This is a genomic window from Streptomyces sp. NPDC048521, from assembly GCF_043199855.1.
Classification (GTDB): Bacteria; Actinomycetota; Actinomycetes; order Streptomycetales; family Streptomycetaceae; genus Streptomyces.
Genome location: NZ_JBICWR010000002.1, coordinates 314,845 through 330,861 on the forward strand (window position 1 = coordinate 314,845; position 16,017 = coordinate 330,861).

Annotated in this window: 17 protein-coding genes and 1 pseudogene; 8 read left to right on the forward strand and 10 right to left on the reverse strand. The window is 72.7% G+C overall.

Going from position 1 to position 16,017, the window contains the following annotated elements; genetic code table 11:
* Window positions 1–4: 4 nt before the first annotated feature.
* Window positions 5–1,156, reverse strand: a complete 1,152-nt coding sequence (locus ACGFRF_RS05820) for a histidine kinase dimerization/phospho-acceptor domain-containing protein (RefSeq protein WP_393737355.1) — start codon at window positions 1,154–1,156, stop codon at window positions 5–7.
* A 47-nt stretch (window positions 1,157–1,203) separates the two neighbouring features.
* Here ACGFRF_RS05820 and ACGFRF_RS05825 point away from each other — a divergent pair, with 47 nt between their 5' ends.
* Both ACGFRF_RS05825 and ACGFRF_RS05830 read left to right on the forward strand, forming a co-directional pair.
* A complete protein-coding gene (locus ACGFRF_RS05825) occupies window positions 1,204–1,371 on the forward strand; it encodes a hypothetical protein (RefSeq protein WP_393737356.1) in 168 nt (55 codons plus the stop codon).
* Window positions 1,372–1,423: 52 nt separating this feature from the next.
* Window positions 1,424–2,152: a response regulator transcription factor gene (locus tag ACGFRF_RS05830; RefSeq protein ID WP_393737357.1), complete on the forward strand. Its 729-nt coding sequence runs from the start codon at window positions 1,424–1,426 to the stop codon at window positions 2,150–2,152.
* Between the two features lie 98 nt (window positions 2,153–2,250).
* Here the strand turns inward: ACGFRF_RS05830 and ACGFRF_RS05835 are convergent, their stop codons facing one another.
* From ACGFRF_RS05835 to ACGFRF_RS05860, 6 genes and pseudogenes are all read right to left on the reverse strand, one after another.
* Window positions 2,251–2,919 (reverse strand): response regulator, encoded by a 669-nt coding sequence (locus ACGFRF_RS05835; protein ID WP_393737358.1) that lies wholly within the window; start codon window positions 2,917–2,919, stop codon window positions 2,251–2,253.
* A complete protein-coding gene (locus ACGFRF_RS05840) occupies window positions 2,916–4,196 on the reverse strand; it encodes a histidine kinase (protein WP_393737359.1) in 1,281 nt (426 codons plus the stop codon). Before ACGFRF_RS05840 ends, ACGFRF_RS05835 begins: the two co-directional genes overlap by 4 nt.
* Window positions 4,197–4,223: 27 nt before the next feature.
* The gene (locus ACGFRF_RS05845) at window positions 4,224–5,063 is read right to left on the reverse strand and encodes an ABC transporter permease (RefSeq protein ID WP_393737360.1); all 840 of its coding nucleotides are present in this window, start codon (window positions 5,061–5,063) and stop codon (window positions 4,224–4,226) included.
* On the reverse strand, window positions 5,060–5,998 hold the full coding sequence (locus ACGFRF_RS05850) for an ATP-binding cassette domain-containing protein (protein ID WP_393737361.1): 939 nt from the start codon (window positions 5,996–5,998) through the stop codon (window positions 5,060–5,062). The genes ACGFRF_RS05845 and ACGFRF_RS05850 overlap by 4 nt, the downstream gene beginning before the upstream one ends.
* A gap of 127 nt (window positions 5,999–6,125) precedes the next feature.
* Window positions 6,126–6,926 carry a M48 family metalloprotease gene (locus ACGFRF_RS05855; RefSeq protein ID WP_393737362.1) on the reverse strand — a complete coding sequence of 267 codons (801 nt, stop codon included), beginning with the start codon at window positions 6,924–6,926 and terminating at the stop codon, window positions 6,126–6,128.
* 259 nt (window positions 6,927–7,185) lie between these two features.
* Window positions 7,186–8,652, reverse strand: a pseudogene (locus ACGFRF_RS05860) (YbhN family protein); the annotation flags it as partial.
* Window positions 8,653–8,947: 295 nt separating this feature from the next.
* Here ACGFRF_RS05860 and ACGFRF_RS05865 point away from each other — a divergent pair.
* Complete coding sequence (locus tag ACGFRF_RS05865) at window positions 8,948–9,103, forward strand: hypothetical protein (protein ID WP_393737363.1); 156 nt, start codon at window positions 8,948–8,950, stop codon at window positions 9,101–9,103.
* A gap of 50 nt (window positions 9,104–9,153) precedes the next feature.
* Here the strand turns inward: ACGFRF_RS05865 and ACGFRF_RS05870 are convergent, their stop codons facing one another.
* Complete coding sequence (locus ACGFRF_RS05870; protein WP_393737364.1) at window positions 9,154–10,083, reverse strand: M48 family metalloprotease; 930 nt, start codon at window positions 10,081–10,083, stop codon at window positions 9,154–9,156.
* Complete coding sequence (locus ACGFRF_RS05875) at window positions 10,080–10,451, reverse strand: BlaI/MecI/CopY family transcriptional regulator (protein ID WP_393737365.1); 372 nt, start codon at window positions 10,449–10,451, stop codon at window positions 10,080–10,082. Before ACGFRF_RS05875 ends, ACGFRF_RS05870 begins: the two co-directional genes overlap by 4 nt.
* Before the next feature lie 126 nt (window positions 10,452–10,577).
* Between ACGFRF_RS05875 and ACGFRF_RS05880 the strand changes: the two genes are divergently transcribed.
* The 5 genes from ACGFRF_RS05880 to ACGFRF_RS05900 are packed head-to-tail and all read left to right on the forward strand — an operon-like array spanning window position 10,578 to window position 14,655.
* Window positions 10,578–11,246: a DedA family protein gene (locus tag ACGFRF_RS05880; RefSeq protein WP_393737366.1), complete on the forward strand. Its 669-nt coding sequence runs from the start codon at window positions 10,578–10,580 to the stop codon at window positions 11,244–11,246.
* The gene (locus ACGFRF_RS05885) at window positions 11,243–11,848 is read left to right on the forward strand and encodes a phosphatase PAP2 family protein (protein ID WP_393737367.1); all 606 of its coding nucleotides are present in this window, start codon (window positions 11,243–11,245) and stop codon (window positions 11,846–11,848) included. The genes ACGFRF_RS05880 and ACGFRF_RS05885 overlap by 4 nt, the downstream gene beginning before the upstream one ends.
* Complete coding sequence (locus tag ACGFRF_RS05890; protein ID WP_393737368.1) at window positions 11,845–12,663, forward strand: phosphatase PAP2 family protein; 819 nt, start codon at window positions 11,845–11,847, stop codon at window positions 12,661–12,663. Before ACGFRF_RS05885 ends, ACGFRF_RS05890 begins: the two co-directional genes overlap by 4 nt.
* Window positions 12,617–13,279 (forward strand): response regulator transcription factor, encoded by a 663-nt coding sequence (locus ACGFRF_RS05895; protein WP_393737369.1) that lies wholly within the window; start codon window positions 12,617–12,619, stop codon window positions 13,277–13,279. The genes ACGFRF_RS05890 and ACGFRF_RS05895 overlap by 47 nt, the downstream gene beginning before the upstream one ends.
* Complete coding sequence (locus ACGFRF_RS05900; protein ID WP_393737370.1) at window positions 13,276–14,655, forward strand: sensor histidine kinase; 1,380 nt, start codon at window positions 13,276–13,278, stop codon at window positions 14,653–14,655. The genes ACGFRF_RS05895 and ACGFRF_RS05900 overlap by 4 nt, the downstream gene beginning before the upstream one ends.
* 29 nt (window positions 14,656–14,684) lie before the next feature.
* On the opposite strand, the gene ACGFRF_RS05905 is transcribed toward ACGFRF_RS05900, so the two are convergent.
* Window positions 14,685–15,476 (reverse strand): hypothetical protein, encoded by a 792-nt coding sequence (locus ACGFRF_RS05905; RefSeq protein ID WP_393737371.1) that lies wholly within the window; start codon window positions 15,474–15,476, stop codon window positions 14,685–14,687.
* Window positions 15,477–16,017 lie beyond the last annotated feature (541 nt).

Here is a 16,017-nt window from a genome sequence, read left to right on the forward strand (position 1 = left end):
ATGCTCAGCCGCCGCCCGCCGGGTGGGCCTCCTCCTGGCGTACGGGAACGAGCAGATTGAACGTGGCAGGACGGCGACCGGTCAGGGAGAGTCTTCCGCCCAGAGAGACGGCCAGGTCGCGGGCGAGGGACAGGCCGATGCCGGAGCCCGGTGCCGCGCCGGTGTGGCCGCGGTCGAACAGCTGAGCCGCCTCACCGTGCACGGCGCCCTCGTCGGTGACGTCGAAGGCGACGGCTTCGCCGAGGTCGCGGGCCGTGAGGCGGACGGTGCCGCGCCCGTGGACGCGGGCGTTGTCGAGCAGGACGCCGAGGATCTCGGTGACGGGGGCGCCGGGGACACGGATGTCGTCCGGCGCCTCGAGAGTCCCGCACTCCAGGCGTCTGCCGTCGCGGGCGAACAGTCCGTGCCAGCGTTCCTCGGTCTCGCGCAGCAGCTGCGGCACGGGTGTGTCCGGTGCGGGCCGACGCGGCAGGCCGTGAAAGCGGGACAGGCGCAGCACCTCCCCCACCGTGCTGTGCAGGCGGCGCGTGGTCGCCAGGGCCTCCTCCAGAGCGGGCCGAGTCCCAGCGTCGTCCTCGGCGAGCCCCGCATCCAGCGTCAGCTGAAGCCCGGTGAGCGGGGTGCGCAGCTGATGGGAGGCGTTGGCGGTGAAGTCGCGCTCGTGACGCAGGAGTTCGGTCAAGCTGTGCAGCATCTCGTTGTGGGTCCGCGCGACCTGGTCGATCTCGGCGATGCTGCTGGGCGCGGCCCGGGCGCCCAGGTCGCCGGCGGTGACAGCCCGGCAGTGCCGGGAGAGGTCCTCCAGCGGCGCGGCCAGCACCCGCGCCTGTCGGCGGGCGACGAAGACGGCCACGGTCAGCGCGAGGGCGCAGACCCCGGCCAGGACCGCCCAGGCGATCAGGACACGGTCGCGTACGGCGGCCGCGGGCGAGGAGGCCCGTACGACGCCGATCACGCGCTCGGCGTGCGACACGGGCACCGCGATGACCAGGTCACCACCCGACCGGCCGCGCACCACCCCCGCGCCCAGCGCCCTTCGCACCGCCGCGTCGCCGCCATGGGGACCGGTGCCGGCCCGCAGGCGCAGCGCGGGGTCGTACAGACCGAGGCGTCCGCCGGGCGGCGGCGCGGGCAGCTCCACCGGGTCGCCGGTCACGTAGTCCGGGCTGACGCGTACGGCCCCCGACAGGGCCGCCCCCGCTCGTGAAGGTCCTGACGGGCGTCTTCGATCCGCCGCCCGCCAGCCTGTCGGTGCCGGGCGGCTACCTGGCCCTGACCTCCGGCGCGGCCGTCGTCGCCGTACTGGCGGCCGCGCTGAACGGCATCCGCAGCGCCGGCCGGCCCGCCGTGGAGGAACTGCGTGACCTGTGAGCGGCCGGGAGCGGGCGGGCCGAGCGCGTCGCCCGCTCCTACGCTGTCCAGCATGCGCACGCACGCGACCGCCGACCCCAGCCGTCACCGCGTCCTCGTCGTCGAGGACGACGACACCATCGGCCGCCACCTGGAGACCGGTCTGCGCGGCAACGGCTACGCACCGACCTTGAGCCGGACGGGTTCCGCAGCTCTGGCCGAGGCCGCGCGCACCCCGTACGACGTGCTGCTGCTCGACCTGGGGCTGCCCGACATGGACGGTCTGGACGTCGCGCGCACCCTGCGAGCCCGGCACCCGGACCTGCTGATCGTCATCCTGACGGCCCGCACGGACGACATCGACGTCATCGCCGGGCTGGACGCGGGGGCCGACGACTACCTCGTCAAACCGTTCAGCCTGACCGTGCTGCTCGCCCGGCTCCGCGCCCATCTGCGCCGCCGGGTCGTCGCCACGCCGCCGCAGGAACCAGTCCGGCTGGCCGACCTCGTCCTCGACGTCACAGCCCGACGCTGCACGCTCCACGACGCGGACATCGACCTGCGTCCCAAGGAGTTCGACCTGCTCGCCGTCCTGGCCCGGCACGCAGGGGAGGCCGTCTCCCGGGAAACCCTGATGGCCGAGGTCTGGGACGAGAACTGGTTCGGCTCCACCAAGACGCTCGACGTCACCATGGCCGGCCTGCGCCGCCGCCTCGCACAGGCCGCCGACGCCTCGGTCCATCCCGGCAGCCTGCCCCGCATCACCACCCTGCGCGGGCACGGCTACCGCCTGGAACTGTGAGGGGCGCCGCCGACATGGCGCACTGCCGCGCGTCCTGTGACCAGGTGTCGCGGCCTGGGCGACCGGGCCGCCCGGCTTCCGAGCCGCCGCGCGTCGGTTCAGTCCGCGTTGGGCCGGGCGAGACCGTGGTCGTAGGCGAAGATCACGGCCTGGATGCGGTCGCGGGAGCCGATCTTGGCCAGGACGCGGCCGACGTGGGTCTTGACGGTGGACTCGGACAGGACGAAGTGGGTGGCGATCTCGCCGTTGGTCCAGCCCTTGCCGACGGCGACGAGGATTTCGCGTTCGCGGTCGGTGAGGGAGCCCAGGGCCGGGTCCTCGGCACAGTCCGCGCGGTGCGCGGGGACGTAGCGGGCGTACTGCTCCAGGAGACGGCGGGTGAGGGCGGGCGCGATGACGGCGTCGCCGGAGGCCACCGCGCGGATCCCGGCGAGGAGCTCCTCGGGACGCGCGTCCTTGAGCAGGAAGCCGCTCGCGCCGGCCCGCAGGGCGGCGTGGACGTACTCGTCGAGGTCGAACGTCGTGAGCACGAGGACCCGTGAGCGGCCGCCGGCGGCGACGATGCGGCGGGTGGCCTCGATGCCGTCCATGCCCGGCATGCGGACATCCATCAGGACGACGTCCGGGCGCAGTTCGGCGGCCTTGCGGACGGCCTCGGCGCCGTGCGCGGCCTCACCGACGACATCGGTCTCGGCGACGGAGTCCAGAAGGATGTGGAAGCCGTAGCGTTGCAGCGGCTGGTCGTCCACGATCAGGACGGTGGTCATCGGTCACCGCCTCGGGGGGTGAGGTCGAGGACGGCTTCGACGCTCCATCCCCCGCCGCCCGTCGGCCCCGCGCTGACGGTGCCGCCATACAGAGCCGCTCTCTCCCGCATGCCCACCAGGCCGTGTCCTTCCTCGTTCGGCGATCCGGACGGTGCGGCCGGGCCGGTGTCCTGGACCCGGATGCTCAACCGACTCTCCCCGACGAGGATCGCCAGGGCCACCTGGGTGTCCTTGTCGGCGTGCTTCAGGGTGTTGGTGAGGGCTTCCTGGACGATGCGGTACACCGTCAGCTGCACCCCGCTGTCCAGATCGTCCACCTCGCCGGAGGTCCGGTAGACGACCTCCAGTCCGGCGGCACGCACATTCGCACACAACGCTTCGATGTCCGCGATGCCGGGCTGCGGGCTCAGTTCGGGCCCGCCCGTGGGACCGTCCGCGGCCTCGCGCAGCACGCCGAGCACGCGCCGCAGTTCGCCGAGGGCCTGTCGGCCGGTGTCACCGATGAGTTGCAGGGCCTCCTTGCCCCGTTCCGGAGCGATGTCCGTGGCGTAGGCGCCGGCGTCGGCGAGCGTGATGATGACGGACAGGTTGTGGCCGACGATGTCGTGCATCTCGCGTGCCACTCGGGTGCGTTCGGTGGCCGTGGCCAGCCTGCTGCGCTGGTCGCGCTCTATCTCCAGTCGGGCCGCCCGGTCCCGCAGCCCGGCGAGCTGGGCTCGGCGGATCCGTACCATCAGACCGAGCGCGAGGGCCGCCGTCGCCGTGCTCAGCAGAAAGAACAGCGCGTCCCACACGGACACGGCCGGGGACGCCCGAACCGCAACCAGCACCATGGCGCCCGCCATGACCGCGCAGGCCCACGGCAGCTGCCGCAGCCGCCCGTGCAGGGCCAGGCTGTACAGGGCGACGAAGAGGGCGATGTCCGCGCGCAGCGCCGCGCCCAGGGACCATTGCAGGACGAACACCGCGGCGATGACGCCGAAGGCCACCGCGGGCTCGCGCCGCCGCCACAGCAGGGGCAGGACCAGGCCGGCCTGCAGGACCAGCATTCCCGCTATGGGCAGGTGGGTGAAGGCCAGGCGGAACCGGCGCGGGCCGTCGCCGTCGTCCGCCCCGCCGCGGAGCAGGTCGGGCAGGCAGAACATCAGGAAGACCACGATCACGACCGCGGTGTCCAGCACCCAGGGATGTGTCCGGTCGGCCTGCCGCAACCGCTGGCCGCCCCGGGACAGACGGGCGACCAGCGGTCCCATGCCGCTGAGGTCATCGGTGGTCACGGGTGTCACCTGTCCATGGTGCGGGCGTCAGGCGTCGGTGCGCGCGAGCCGGTACGCCGCGCCCCCCAGCGCCAGCGCCGTCCAGCACAGGAAGACCAGCAGTCCGGCGCCCGGCGACAGGGCCGTGGAGTCGTGGGTCAGCGCGAACATCGACTCCCCCGCGTTGGACGGCAGGTAGGGGCTGATGTCGTTCTGCCAGGAGCTGGGCAGCAGGGAGATCAGCCCCGGGATCAGCATCAGGGAGGCCACCAGCACCGAGATCCCGCCGGCCACCGACCGCAGCAGCGCGCCCAGCGCGGTGCCGATCACCCCGACCAGGCCGAGGTACAGCCCTGCGCCGAGCAGGCTGCGCAGGACACCCGCGTGCGAAAGGCTCATGGCCGCGGGCGTGCCCGAGACGATCCGGCTCCCGATCAGGAAGGCGACGAACCCGCCCACCGTCCCCACGGCCAGCGCGGCCAGCCCGAACACGGCCGCCTTGGACCACAGCACGGGCAGCCGGCGCGGCACCGCCGCGAGCGTGGAACGGATCATGCCGGTCGAGTACTCCCCCGCCGTGACCAGCACGCCGAGTACGCCCAGAGCGAGCTGGGCGAAGTTGGTACCGAAGAGGGACAGACTGACGGCCGTCGAGTCGGCGAAGTCCCGGTCCATGTGGCCGGAGTTGATCCCCGACTTGTAGCGGCTCGCGGAGATCAGGCCGAAGGCCACCAGGAACAGCAGGCCGAGGCCCAAGGTGATCCAGGTCGTGCGCAGGGACCACAGCTTGGCCCATTCGGAGGCGAGTACACGCCGTCCGGTCACCCGGTAGGCGGGGCGGGCAGCGGAGGTCCGGGGGTCCTCGGCGGTTGCGGTGAGGGTGCTCATGCGGGCCTCCCGAGGGTCTCGGTCGCGGTGGTGGTGCCGTGGTACTCCACGGCGTCCCTGGTCAGATCCATGAACGCCTCCTCCAGTGACACGGTCCGCGCGCTCAGCTCGAACAGCGCGATGCCGTGTTCGGCGGCCTTGAGTCCGATCTGCCGGGCGGTCAGCCCGGTCACCTGGAGCTCCTCGGAGCCGATCCGGCCGGTGACGTCGACGCCCGGCCCTGCCAGCACGTCCCGCAGCCGCGCCGGGTCCGGGGTCGCCACCGTCACCGTGTCGCCGCCCGCCTCGCGGATCAGGTCCGCCACGGTGGTATCGGCCAGCAGCCGGCCGCGTCCCACGATGATCAGGTGGTCCGCGACCAGGGCCATCTCGCTCATCAGGTGCGACGACACGAACACCGTCCGCCCCTCCTCGGCGAGCCCCTTGAGCAGGTTGCGGATCCAGAGCACGCCCTCCGGGTCCAGCCCGTTGACCGGCTCGTCCAGCATCACCGTCTGCGGGTCGCCCAGCAGCGCCGCCGCTATGCCCAGCCGCTGGCCCATGCCGAGGGAGAAGGCGCCGGCCCGCTTCTTCGCCACGCTGTCGAGTCCGGCGAGGCCGATGACCTCGTCGACCCGGCTGCCCGGAATGCCGTGGGTCAGCGCGAGGGCCCGAAGGTGCTGGTGGGCCGAGCGGCCCGGGTGGATCGACTTCGCCTCCAGGAGGGCGCCGACCTCCTGCAGCGGCGCCCGGTGGCGGGCGTAGGGATGGCCGTTCACGGTGACGGAGCCGCTGGTCGGGGCGTCGAGGCCGACGATCATGCGCATGGTCGTGGACTTGCCCGCGCCGTTGGGCCCCAGGAAGCCGGTCACCGTGCCGGGCTTCACGACGAAGTCCAGCCCGTCGACGGCCGTCTTCTCGCCGTACCTCTTGGTCAACCGCCGTGCGTCGATCATTCACGTTCTCCCTGTCAGGCTCCGGCGTCCTCACCTCCGACGCCTCACCCGCAACGCTAAGTGCCGGATCATCCCGATCCGGTGGTACCGGGAGGCTGAACAGCGCGCGGCGCGTAGTACCTCGGTACTACGCGCCTACCTGCGGCGCTTTCCGTGGTCGTCGGCTCCGCCGCGGTGGCAGCAGGCGTCCGGCCGCTGCGGAGGGCGCCCCGCCCACGCGGCGCCCGGCGCCCCGGCATCCGCCGCGCACTGGGCCCGCTCCGCGCTCTCGACCAGGCTCTCGCTGTCCGACGCGGCGTTGGCCGGGCTGGCGCAGCACAGGGCGAGAAGGAGGGCGCCCGCCGCGAAGGGCAGGCTGTGGCGCGGGGGCGGCGGGGCCAGCAGGGCCTGCACCCGCTGGGACACAGCTCCGCCGTTCGCGGCCAGAGTGGCGGGCCGCGGCGTACCGGCAGAGGCGAGAGCCGCCCGACCGACGGCGCGGGCGACGACCGTCCGGCTGCCGATTCGGGCTGCGGCCTCCTCGTCGGCCCATCGCTCCAGGACGAAGCCACCGACCTGGGCCAGCGGTCGCAGCAGCGGGTTGACGGCCGCTGTGAGTCGCCATCTGGAAGCGGTGGTGGCTGCCGCGAAGATGGGCCCGTTCGTGCGCCAGGAGGGCCTCGCGCTCCGCGGCACCGAGGCAACGCAACATTCCGCGGCACACCACGATCCGTCCCCGGGCCACCAGGCAGCGCGAACGCCTGCGGGGCCTCGTCGTCGAGCACCACCAGTTCGGTGTCTCCAGGGGACGATCCTGCTCCACGACTCGGACCGCACGTCCGCCCCGGGCGCCTGGCGCTCGGCCCTGGGCGCGCTCCCCCGCATCCTCGACACCTGTGAGCAACACGGCTACGAGGTCGGCCGGTTGCGCGACCACGGATGGCCTCATCCGGCCTGACTCAGCGAGATCCTCTGCCGGTCGCCCATCGCCAGGTCACGGTCCGGCGGTCCGTCGCCGCCACCCCGCGTCTTCGCCCGTTTCGAACGCATCAACCATCGCTGCCGCCCCTGGCCTGTGGGCGGCAGCGACATCGAGCCGACCAGCGCCCCGGGGATCGTCCGCCCACGGCCCGGACATCACCGCAGAGGCCCCGGGACCACGCAAAGGGGCGCATTCACGCGGCGGCCCCCTCGGTGTCCGGCCAGGATCACAGGACGGAACGGCGGGCCAACACCACGAGCACCAGCAGGCCGGGGAGCAGCGGCAGCCACGCCGTCAGCATGCGGTAGCCGAAGACCGCCGACAGGGCCGCGGGTCCGGGAGCCCCGGCCGCGGTGAGCGTCAGCACGAGCGCGGCGTCCAGCGAGCCCAGACCGCCCGGAGTGGGCAGCAGTACGGCGGCGCCGCTGGCCAGGAGGTACGCCAGCAGGACGTGACCGGCCGGCACGGGCACGTCCAGTGCCCGGACCACGGCGATCAGCACGGCGGCGTGCAGCAGGGCGAAGCCGAGAGAGCCGCCCCACAAGGCGCATGCCCTGACCCGCCGGCCGTGCACCGCACGCACGTCGACGAGGACCCGGCCGACCGCGCGCCCCACACTGCGGCGCGCCGACCGGCTCAGTGCCACGGCTGTGGCGACCACGGCGATACAGCCGACCACCGAGAGCATGACGCAGGCGCGCGGGACGGCCGGCGCGAGACGCGGGGTCCCGGGCGAGGCCAGGAGCAGTACGACGGCCAGCGCGAAGCGGACCAGCCCGCCGACGGCGGCCTTGACCGCGAGAGCGGTCGCCGAGCGGGCGGTGGACAGGCCGCAGCGGGTGAGGAACCGCAGGTTGACCGCGCTCGCACCGACGCCGGCAGGCAGCAGGTGGTTGGCCGCGCACGCCGCGAACTGTGCCGCCACCAGTCGCCCGGCGGGCAGCCGTTCGGCCACCGCTCCTTGCTGGGCGACGGCCGCGCACACCCAGGTCGCCAGAGCGGCCGCGCAGGCCGCCAGCAGCCAGGCGCGATCGGCGACGGCAAGCCTGTCGGCACCGGCGTCCACCGTGTGCCGGTGTGCGGCGAGCATCCAGACTGCCGCCACCACCACGACCGCGGTGACGGCGAGCTGCCAGGGTCGGCCAAGGCCGCGGGACAGCGGAACGCCAGTGGCGCTCACTGCCGCCCTCCCGTGGGGCGCATCCAGGCCATCAGGGCGGCGCTCAGGCCCACGCCCCACAGGGCCGCGCGGTCGAAGCGGTTCGCCTGGGCGCGCAGGAAGCAGCCCGTGCAGGCCAAGGCGCCGACGGCGACCCAGTAGTTGGTCATGGCCTGAGGGCCGTAGAACAGCGTCACCCACACAGTGGCGAGCAGGGCGCCCGCGGTCGCGAGCACCCGGGCGGGGAAGACGCCTCGCCAGGCGCGGAGCGCGAGGAAGAGGGCGAGGCCGGAGAGTACGGCCAGGTAGATCCGCAGCAGTGCGGTGGACGACGTCCAGGCGGCTACCGGCGCCACCAGCAGCGGGACGCCGCGGGCGCGCGGGGCGCTGAAGAACGCGGCCGGGGCGTGGGAGGAGACCTGGCTGACGTAGACCGACTCGTCCCAGCCGAGGCCCATCCCCGGTCGTACGAGGAGGAGCTGGGCCAGAGTGAAGGCGCCGGCCACGGCCGCGAGCGCCACCTCGCCGCGGGATCGAGGGGCGAAGCGAGCGGCCGTCGGCGGGTCGGGCCTGCGCGGACCGGTCACGTCGCCGACGCGCTGTCCGTGGCCTGCGGGCCGTCTCTCATCATTCGCCCCTTTACTCCTACAGCCTGTAGAGCCAGATCAACCCTACAGACTGTAGGGTCCACGCCAAGGGCAGCGCCTCGAGACCGAGACCGCCATGCCCCTACACGCTGTAAGGTCTCAGTCAGGGCTGGCACGGGCCCGCGGGGCAGAGCCGAACGGCGTAGCGCCGGCGAACTGGAGAGCGAGGTGCTCGCGGCCCTGTGGGCGGCGGATCCGCTCTCCAGATCGCCCCGCCGCCACGGCTGTGGCTGCTGGCGGCGCCCGTTCTGGCTCTCGGCGCCCTCACCGCGCTGGGTGCCGCCGATGCCACCGGCGACCTGTTCCGGCTGCTGGAGCCGATCCTCGCCCGAGGGTGATGACCCGGCGGACAAAGTGATCCTCGTGGTCGAACACCGCTCCGAGGTGGTCATGGACCTTCCTCGCCCTGGGCGACCTCGACCTCGTGGTGGAAGTCGACGACGCCGGCTGTTCCGGCGGCGACGGACAGGACCGTGCAGGCCACGAGGAGCAACGCGGTACGGCGGATGGTGCGCGAGCGCTTCTCGGAGGGTGCAAGGAGGGCTGCGACGCGTTGCGGAACCGGGCCGGTCGTCGCCGCGGGTGCGAAGTCCGGACGCGTGGACGGGGAGGCGTGGCCGACGAGGGCGGCGCGGGCGATGGCCGTGGCGATCAGGCGCCGGTCGCCGGTGACCTCGGCGGCGGCCTCGTCGGCGGCTCGCTCGGCGGCGAGCCGGATGGTGTCGCGGGTGGCGCGCAGGGCGGGGTGGCAGTGGGCGGCGAGTTCGGCCGCGGCCAGGAAGTAGTGGTGGCCAGCCTGGTTGTGGGCGCGCTCGTGGGCGAAGAGGGCCTCACGCTCGGCAGGTCCCAGGCTGCGCAGCATAGCGGTGGTGACGACGATGCGGTGCGGCCGTCCGGGCAGGGCGTACGCGTCCGGATCGGGCGAATCGATTACGCACAGGTCGCCGGCGGCGGGGCGGCGGTCGGCCTGCGTGCGGGCGGCCCGGAAGGCACGGGTCTGCCGGAAGGCCGAGCGCACAAGGGTCCAGGAACTGAGGGTGAGCACTCCGGTGGCCGCCATGGCGGCGGGGAGTACGAGGTAGTCCGAGGGGGTTCGCAGGGGGTGGATGAGTTCACCGAGGGCGGCGAGGACGGGGAGTTTGAGCAGTCCGGTCAGGACCAGTGCGCCTAGGGCAGCGACACAGGCCCCCGCCAGCGCCAGGGCCGATGCTGTGAAGACCCACAGCGCGGTTGCGGGGGCCAGGCAGTCGAGGGTCCGGCGGGCCAGCGTCGGCGCGAGGAAGGGCAGGATCAGCGGTAGAAGCAGCAGAGCGGTCATCGCCCATCACCCTCCAGGAGCCGGCGCAGGTGCTGCTCGTCGCCGGGGCTGAGCTGGGCGACGAAGCGGGCCAGGACCGTCTCCCGGTCGGTGTCCCGGTCGAGTTCGGTGTGCATGCGCCGGGCGGTCAATCCGGGAGCGTCCTGCACGGGGAAGTAGGCGTAGCCGCGCCCCTGCCGCTCACGGTCGACGACGCCCTTCTCGTGCAGACGGGCCAATATCGTCGCCACCGTGGTCCGCGCCAGGCCGGATCCGAGCTCGGTCTGCACCCGCCCGGGTGTGAGCGGGACCCCGACGGCCCACAGCGCCGCCATGACGGCGGCTTCGAGCTCGCCGGCCGGCCGCCTCTCGTCCCTCGCGTCCGTCATGGGAACGTTCCTCATTCCGCCATCGTCTACAGTTCAGTAGACGTCTACAAGATTGTAGTCGGTCGTCGGATGCCGCCGTTCTGCCGCATCCGACAGTCCGGAAGAACGATGAAGGAGCTCCCGACGATGACCACAGCCATGCACCTATCGTCGCAGCTCGCCGTCAATGTGCTGGACGCCCGGTCGCTGCTGTCCGCCTTCGGCGTGCTGGGCGTGGGCGTGGTGCTGTTCGCCGAGACCGGGCTGCTGATCGGCTTCTTCCTCCCGGGCGACTCGCTGCTGTTCACGGCTGGCCTGCTGTGCACCGGCACCGCCGACCGCGGCCTGAAGCTGTCGCTCGCCCCGCTTCTGATCGCCGCGGCGGTGGGCGCGCTGGCGGGCGCACAGTGCGGATATCTCCTGGGCCGTCGAGCGGGCGGTACCCTGCTCGCCCGCAGCCGCTCGGCCCGCCTGCACGAGGGGGCGAAACGCGCGGAGGAGCTGCTGGAGCGCTACGGACACGCGAAGGCGATCGTCCTGGCCCGCTTCGTTCCGGTGGTGCGCACGGTCCTGAACCCGATGGCCGGCGCCCTGCGCGTGCCCGTGCGGACGTTCACCCTGTGGCAGGTGACCGGCGGGCTGGTGTGGAGCCTGGGTCTCACCCTGGCGGGGTACGCGCTGGGCTCCTCCGTGCCGAACGTGGACCGGTATCTGCTGCCGATCGTCGCGGTGATCGTGGCCGTGTCGCTGATTCCGGTCGCCTCCGAGGTGTACCGCTCGCACCGGGCCGCGAAGGCCAAGGGGGCCCGGGGATGATCCTCGCTGTCAATGGCTCGTCCGTCGACGGCTCGGCCTACACCGACGTGGTGAACCTCGCCCGGCACGCTCCCGCGTGGCTGGACGACACGGTGTCGGCCTGGTCGACGTACGGGCTCGCCCTGTTCGCGGTCCTCATGGCCGTCGGCTGGTGGCGCGCCCGGCGACTGGGCGCCACCGCGTCGGTGACTGCGCTCGCCGTGCCGTTCGTCGTGGTCGTGGCTTACGGGGTGGATGCGGTACTGAAGCTGCTGGTGCGCGAGGACCGGCCCTGCCGGAGCCTGCGGGTGGCCACGCTGGAGGAGTGTCCGGCGCCCGGCGACTGGTCCTTCCCCAGCAACCACGCGGCCATCGCCGCGGCGGCGGCCGTCGCCCTGCTGTTCGTCTCCCGCCGGCTCGGCGCGGTGGCCTTGGTGGCTGCCTGCGCGATGGCGCTCTCGCGGGTCTGGGTCGGCGCGCACTACCCCCACGACGTGCTGGCAGGGGTCGTGGTGGGCGCTCTGGCTGCTCTGCTCGCCATGTCGGCGCTGCGCAGGGGTGCGGAGGCCCTGGCCCTGCGGCTCACGGCCACCCGCCTGCGGCCGCTGCTGGTGGTGTCGTGAAGCGCGGTGAGGTCGCCGAACTGGCCGGCAGTTGCGGCCTCGGCGCGTGGACGGCGTTCGGGGTGCTGACCATGGTCGTGGTCGGCCACGACGGCATACCGCTGTTCGCGGACGCCGACTTCCTCTCGTGGTCCGCCGGCCACCGGCCTGACGTGGCGGAGGCGTTCGCCCGCGGGCTGACCGGCACCGGGACCGGTGTGGTCCCGTTCGCGCTGGCAGTGCTGGCCGCGGTCATCGCGGGGCGGACCCGTCGGCAGCGCGCGCTGGCCATCGCGCTCTGTCTGGGCTGCCTCGGGGCGGGCCAGGCGCTGCGGTACGCGGTAATGGAGCTCGTCACCCGGCCGCGGCCACCCCTGACGGACTGGGCGACGCACGCCTCGGGATGGGCGTTCCCGTCCGGGCACACCACGACGGCGGCCCTCACCGCGGGACTGCTGATCATCGCCGTCCACATACGCGGCCCGCGCGGCCGGACCCCGCTCACCCTGGTGATCGGCGGCTGGGGCGCGTCGGTCGGACTGACGCGCGTCTACCTCGGAGTGCACTGGTTCACCGATGTCGTCGGCGGCTGGCTGTTCGCACTCGGCTGGCTGGGCCTGTGCCTGTGCGCCGTGGCCCGCTGGCTTCCCGAGCCATGGACCCCCGGCACGACGGACCCGGACACGGACTTGGCGCGAAGGACGGTAGAACCGATGAGCAGCACAGCAGGGGGCCGGACGGAGACGGCACCGGAACAGACGGACGGGGCACGAGAGCAGAGGGAGGACCATGCGCCAGACGATCCTGGTCGTGGAGGACGATCACGCCCTGCGTGACGTGCTGATGCGCGCGCTGCGCGACGAGGACTTCGCCCCCGTCCCCGCGCCGGACGGCGCCACCGCCCTGCGGCTGGCGACCCCCGACATCTCCGCCGCCGTGCTCGACATCGGGCTGCCCGACGCCGACGGACGGGACGTGTGCCAGGCGATGCGCGCGAACGGATTCCTCTTCCCCGTCATCTTCCTGACCGCCCACCACCGGCTGACCGACCGGCTGTCCGGGTTCTCCGCCGGAGGGGACGACTACCTGTCCAAGCCGTTCCATTTCGCCGAACTCGCGGCCCGCCTGCGGGTAGCCCTCAAACGGGCCGCGCCGCCGCCTGCCGCCACAGCGGGAGATCTGGCACTGGACGCCGTCCGGCACGTGGTCAGCGTCCGCGGCGCCCGAGTCGATCTGACACCGACCGAGTTCCGTCTCCTGGCCGCCCTCATGGCGGCTTCCGGCCACATCGTGCCCCGCCGCGAGCTGGTCCGGGCGGGCTGGCCCGAGGGCGCCCAAGTCCACGACAACACCCTCGACCAGTACCTGACCCGGCTGCGCCGCAAGCTGCGCGAGGCGGGCAGCGACCGGACGATCGGCACGGCCCGCGGGGTCGGCCACCGCCTGTCATGAGCGGTATCCGTCACCGGCTGCGGCCGGCCGTGCCCGCCTTCCTCCACCGTCTGGCGCCCCGCACATTGCGCGGCCGGCTCTCGCTCGTGGCCCTCGCCACGGCCGCGCTGCTGATGCTGGTCCTCACCGTCGCCTTCAACGTCGTCGCCCAGCACCGCCTCCAGCACCAGGCGGACGACGAACTGCGCACCCGCGCAGCCGCCGTCGCGACGACCGTCGACACCAGCGGCACGACCGTACATGTCCTGGAGACCTCCCACGACGAACTCCTCGACACCAACGTGTGGATCTACGCCGGCCGACGCCTGCTGGAAGAGCCACCGAACCCCGGCCGCCTGACCCACGTCGCCGACGCCCTCGCCGGGCGCGGCGGGCAACGGTGCGTCACGGCCGACGTCGACGGCCCCCTGCGGCTGTGCTCGCAGCCTGTGTCCGGAGAGAAGAGCGAGGCCACGGTGGTCACGGCGCTCGACCTCTCCCCCTACCGGAGTTCGGCCGACACGCTGCTCCTGGGGTCACTCGCGCTGGACGTCGTGATGCTCGCCTGCACCTACGCCCTGACCCGGCTGGCGGTAGGCCACGCGCTGCGCCCGGTCCGCACGATGACCGACCAGGCCACCCAGTGGAGCGCCGTCGCCTCCGAAGAACGCTTCGGCAGTAGGCGGCACCCCGTCGAACTCGCCCGCCTGGGTACGTCGTTGGACGCCATACTGGACCGCATCCGCACCCTTCTGCGCCACGAGAGGCAGCTCACCGGGGAACTGTCGCACGAGTTGCGTACGCCCCTGAGCCGGATCATCGCCGAACTCGACTGGTGGCAGACCCGCCCCCGCACCGCCGACCAGACCCACGCGACCCACAAGGTCATCGCGGAAGCAGCCCAGTCCATGCGCACCATCTGCGACACCCTCCTGGACGACGCCCGCGGGGGGACACTCACCGCGCCGGGCACCGCCGACGTGTTGCCCGCGCTCCGACGACTCACCGAACTGCCGCCCGTGCCAGGCCACTTGACGGTCACCGCTGACGGCCCACATGTGGAGGCCGGAGTCCCATCCGCCCTCCTCGAACGCATTATCAGCCCCCTCCTGACCAACGCCTGCCGTTACGCCCACTCCAAGGTCGCCGTCCGTGCGTACCGCGCACCCGACGGCGTACGCGTCGAAGTGATCGACGACGGGCCCGGCGTACCGCCCTCGTTCGCCGGACAACTCTTCGAACCCGGTCAACGCGCGGATCCCGGCGACGGCCACGGCGGAGCGGGCCTCGGGCTGCCGCTGGCGCGACGCCTGGCCCGCTCCGCCGGCGGCGAGGTGACGTACGACCCCGGACACACCCCCGGTGCACGGTTCGTGGTCAGCCTGCCTGCCGGGTGACTGCGGCGCCGCTGGGCGCTACCGGCGTATCACTGTGCGATGTCGCGCGGGACGTCCTTGCGGGAGGTGGCCAGGTAGCCGACGAAGCCGAGGATGGCCACCGTCCAGGACAGCGTGACCGGCCCCAGGCCCAGGTCGAGTCCACCCCTGCCGCGGCCGACGGCCATCCAGTCTGCGACGGAGGCGCCGAGCGGGCGGGTGATGACGTACGCGGCCCAGAACGCGGCCACCGCGTTCAAGCTCCCCCACCGGTGAGCGACGGCCGGAACGGCGATCGCGGCGGCGTACAGGACTGCGGAGCCCAGGTAGCCGAGACCGATCGTGGCGGTGAGGTCGCCCGCGGCGGTGCCCAGCGCGAACGTGGCCAGCACGGCGGCCCAGTAGAACGTCTCGCGGCGCCGGGTGTGGATGCTGTGGATGGACAGGGTGCGTTCGCTGCGGTACCAGAGGGCGAAGACGGCGGCCAGCACGGCCATGAAGACCGGGGTCGAGAGCGTGTACGGCACACCGAGGCCGACGTGCAGGACGTCGGCGGCCATCGTGCCGAACACGCTGACCATGACGATCGCCGTCCAGTAGATCCAGGCCACGTACCGCCGGACGGCGAACTGCACCGCCAGAGCGGCCACCAGGGCGATACCTCCAAGGCCGACAGCGGGGATCGGGCCGAGCAGGTGGGCGAGCCAGTCAGAGGCCGTCTCGCCCATGCCGGTCGTGAGTACCTTGATGATCCAGAAGTAGACGGTCACCTCCGGCACCTTGCTCGTCGTGTGACGGATGTGGCCCCCGGGCCGGTTGTGAGTGAGGTGATCAGTCGACATGGCAGGCACGATGACATGAGGCCCGGCCTTCGCCCCAGACCCCTTTGCGAGAGTTTTGGCGCTTCTGGTGCTCGACTTGCCCGAGGCTCGTCCGAGCCTGAACGCAACCTGAACACAAGGGCCGACGAGCTGGTCAGCGGCGCGCGACCGGTGATATCGGCAATCTGCCGACGTTGCACTGCGGCCGAGAAGCGACAGCCAACCGGTGGCTGCCCGAACGTTCAACGGGCGAATCCGGTAGCTCACCTACGAGTGCCACCTCTTCTGCAGGCAGGATTTCGAGCGCCCGGATGTGGCAGCCTGCCAGTCGCACGACGCCCGGTCCGCTCCCTCTGCCTGAGCACCGGCGAGATCGGCGACCACGTGCTGCCGGCGGCGGCCCACTCCCAGCTGACGCCTCATCAGGGTGCGGCGAAAACCGAAGGGCTCCCCCAAGTCGCGTCCCTGCGGGAGCCCTTCGCTGTGCCTCCTGCAGTGAAGGTTGAGAAGACGATCACGAGCAGGCGGTCTGTGCTCAGGCGGTTACAGCGTCATGGCACTG

Excerpts from the sequence above, each read along its gene's own strand:
- ACGFRF_RS05870 (WP_393737364.1), bottom strand. The coding sequence starts at position 10,083 with ATGACCGCTCTGCTGCTTCTACCGCTGATCCTGCCCTTCCTCGCGCCG.
- ACGFRF_RS05845 (WP_393737360.1), bottom strand. The coding sequence starts at position 5,063 with ATGAGCACCCTCACCGCAACCGCCGAGGACCCCCGGACCTCCGCTGCC.
- ACGFRF_RS05895 (WP_393737369.1), top strand. The coding sequence starts at position 12,617 with ATGCGCCAGACGATCCTGGTCGTGGAGGACGATCACGCCCTGCGTGAC.
- ACGFRF_RS05880 (WP_393737366.1), top strand. The coding sequence starts at position 10,578 with ATGACCACAGCCATGCACCTATCGTCGCAGCTCGCCGTCAATGTGCTG.
- ACGFRF_RS05850 (WP_393737361.1), bottom strand. The coding sequence starts at position 5,998 with ATGATCGACGCACGGCGGTTGACCAAGAGGTACGGCGAGAAGACGGCC.
- ACGFRF_RS05905 (WP_393737371.1), bottom strand. The coding sequence starts at position 15,476 with ATGTCGACTGATCACCTCACTCACAACCGGCCCGGGGGCCACATCCGT.
- ACGFRF_RS05885 (WP_393737367.1), top strand. The coding sequence starts at position 11,243 with ATGATCCTCGCTGTCAATGGCTCGTCCGTCGACGGCTCGGCCTACACC.
- ACGFRF_RS05875 (WP_393737365.1), bottom strand. The coding sequence starts at position 10,451 with ATGACGGACGCGAGGGACGAGAGGCGGCCGGCCGGCGAGCTCGAAGCC.
- ACGFRF_RS05830 (WP_393737357.1), top strand. The coding sequence starts at position 1,424 with ATGCGCACGCACGCGACCGCCGACCCCAGCCGTCACCGCGTCCTCGTC.
- ACGFRF_RS05855 (WP_393737362.1), bottom strand. The coding sequence starts at position 6,926 with ATGAGGCCATCCGTGGTCGCGCAACCGGCCGACCTCGTAGCCGTGTTG.
- ACGFRF_RS05835 (WP_393737358.1), bottom strand. The coding sequence starts at position 2,919 with ATGACCACCGTCCTGATCGTGGACGACCAGCCGCTGCAACGCTACGGC.
- ACGFRF_RS05900 (WP_393737370.1), top strand. The coding sequence starts at position 13,276 with ATGAGCGGTATCCGTCACCGGCTGCGGCCGGCCGTGCCCGCCTTCCTC.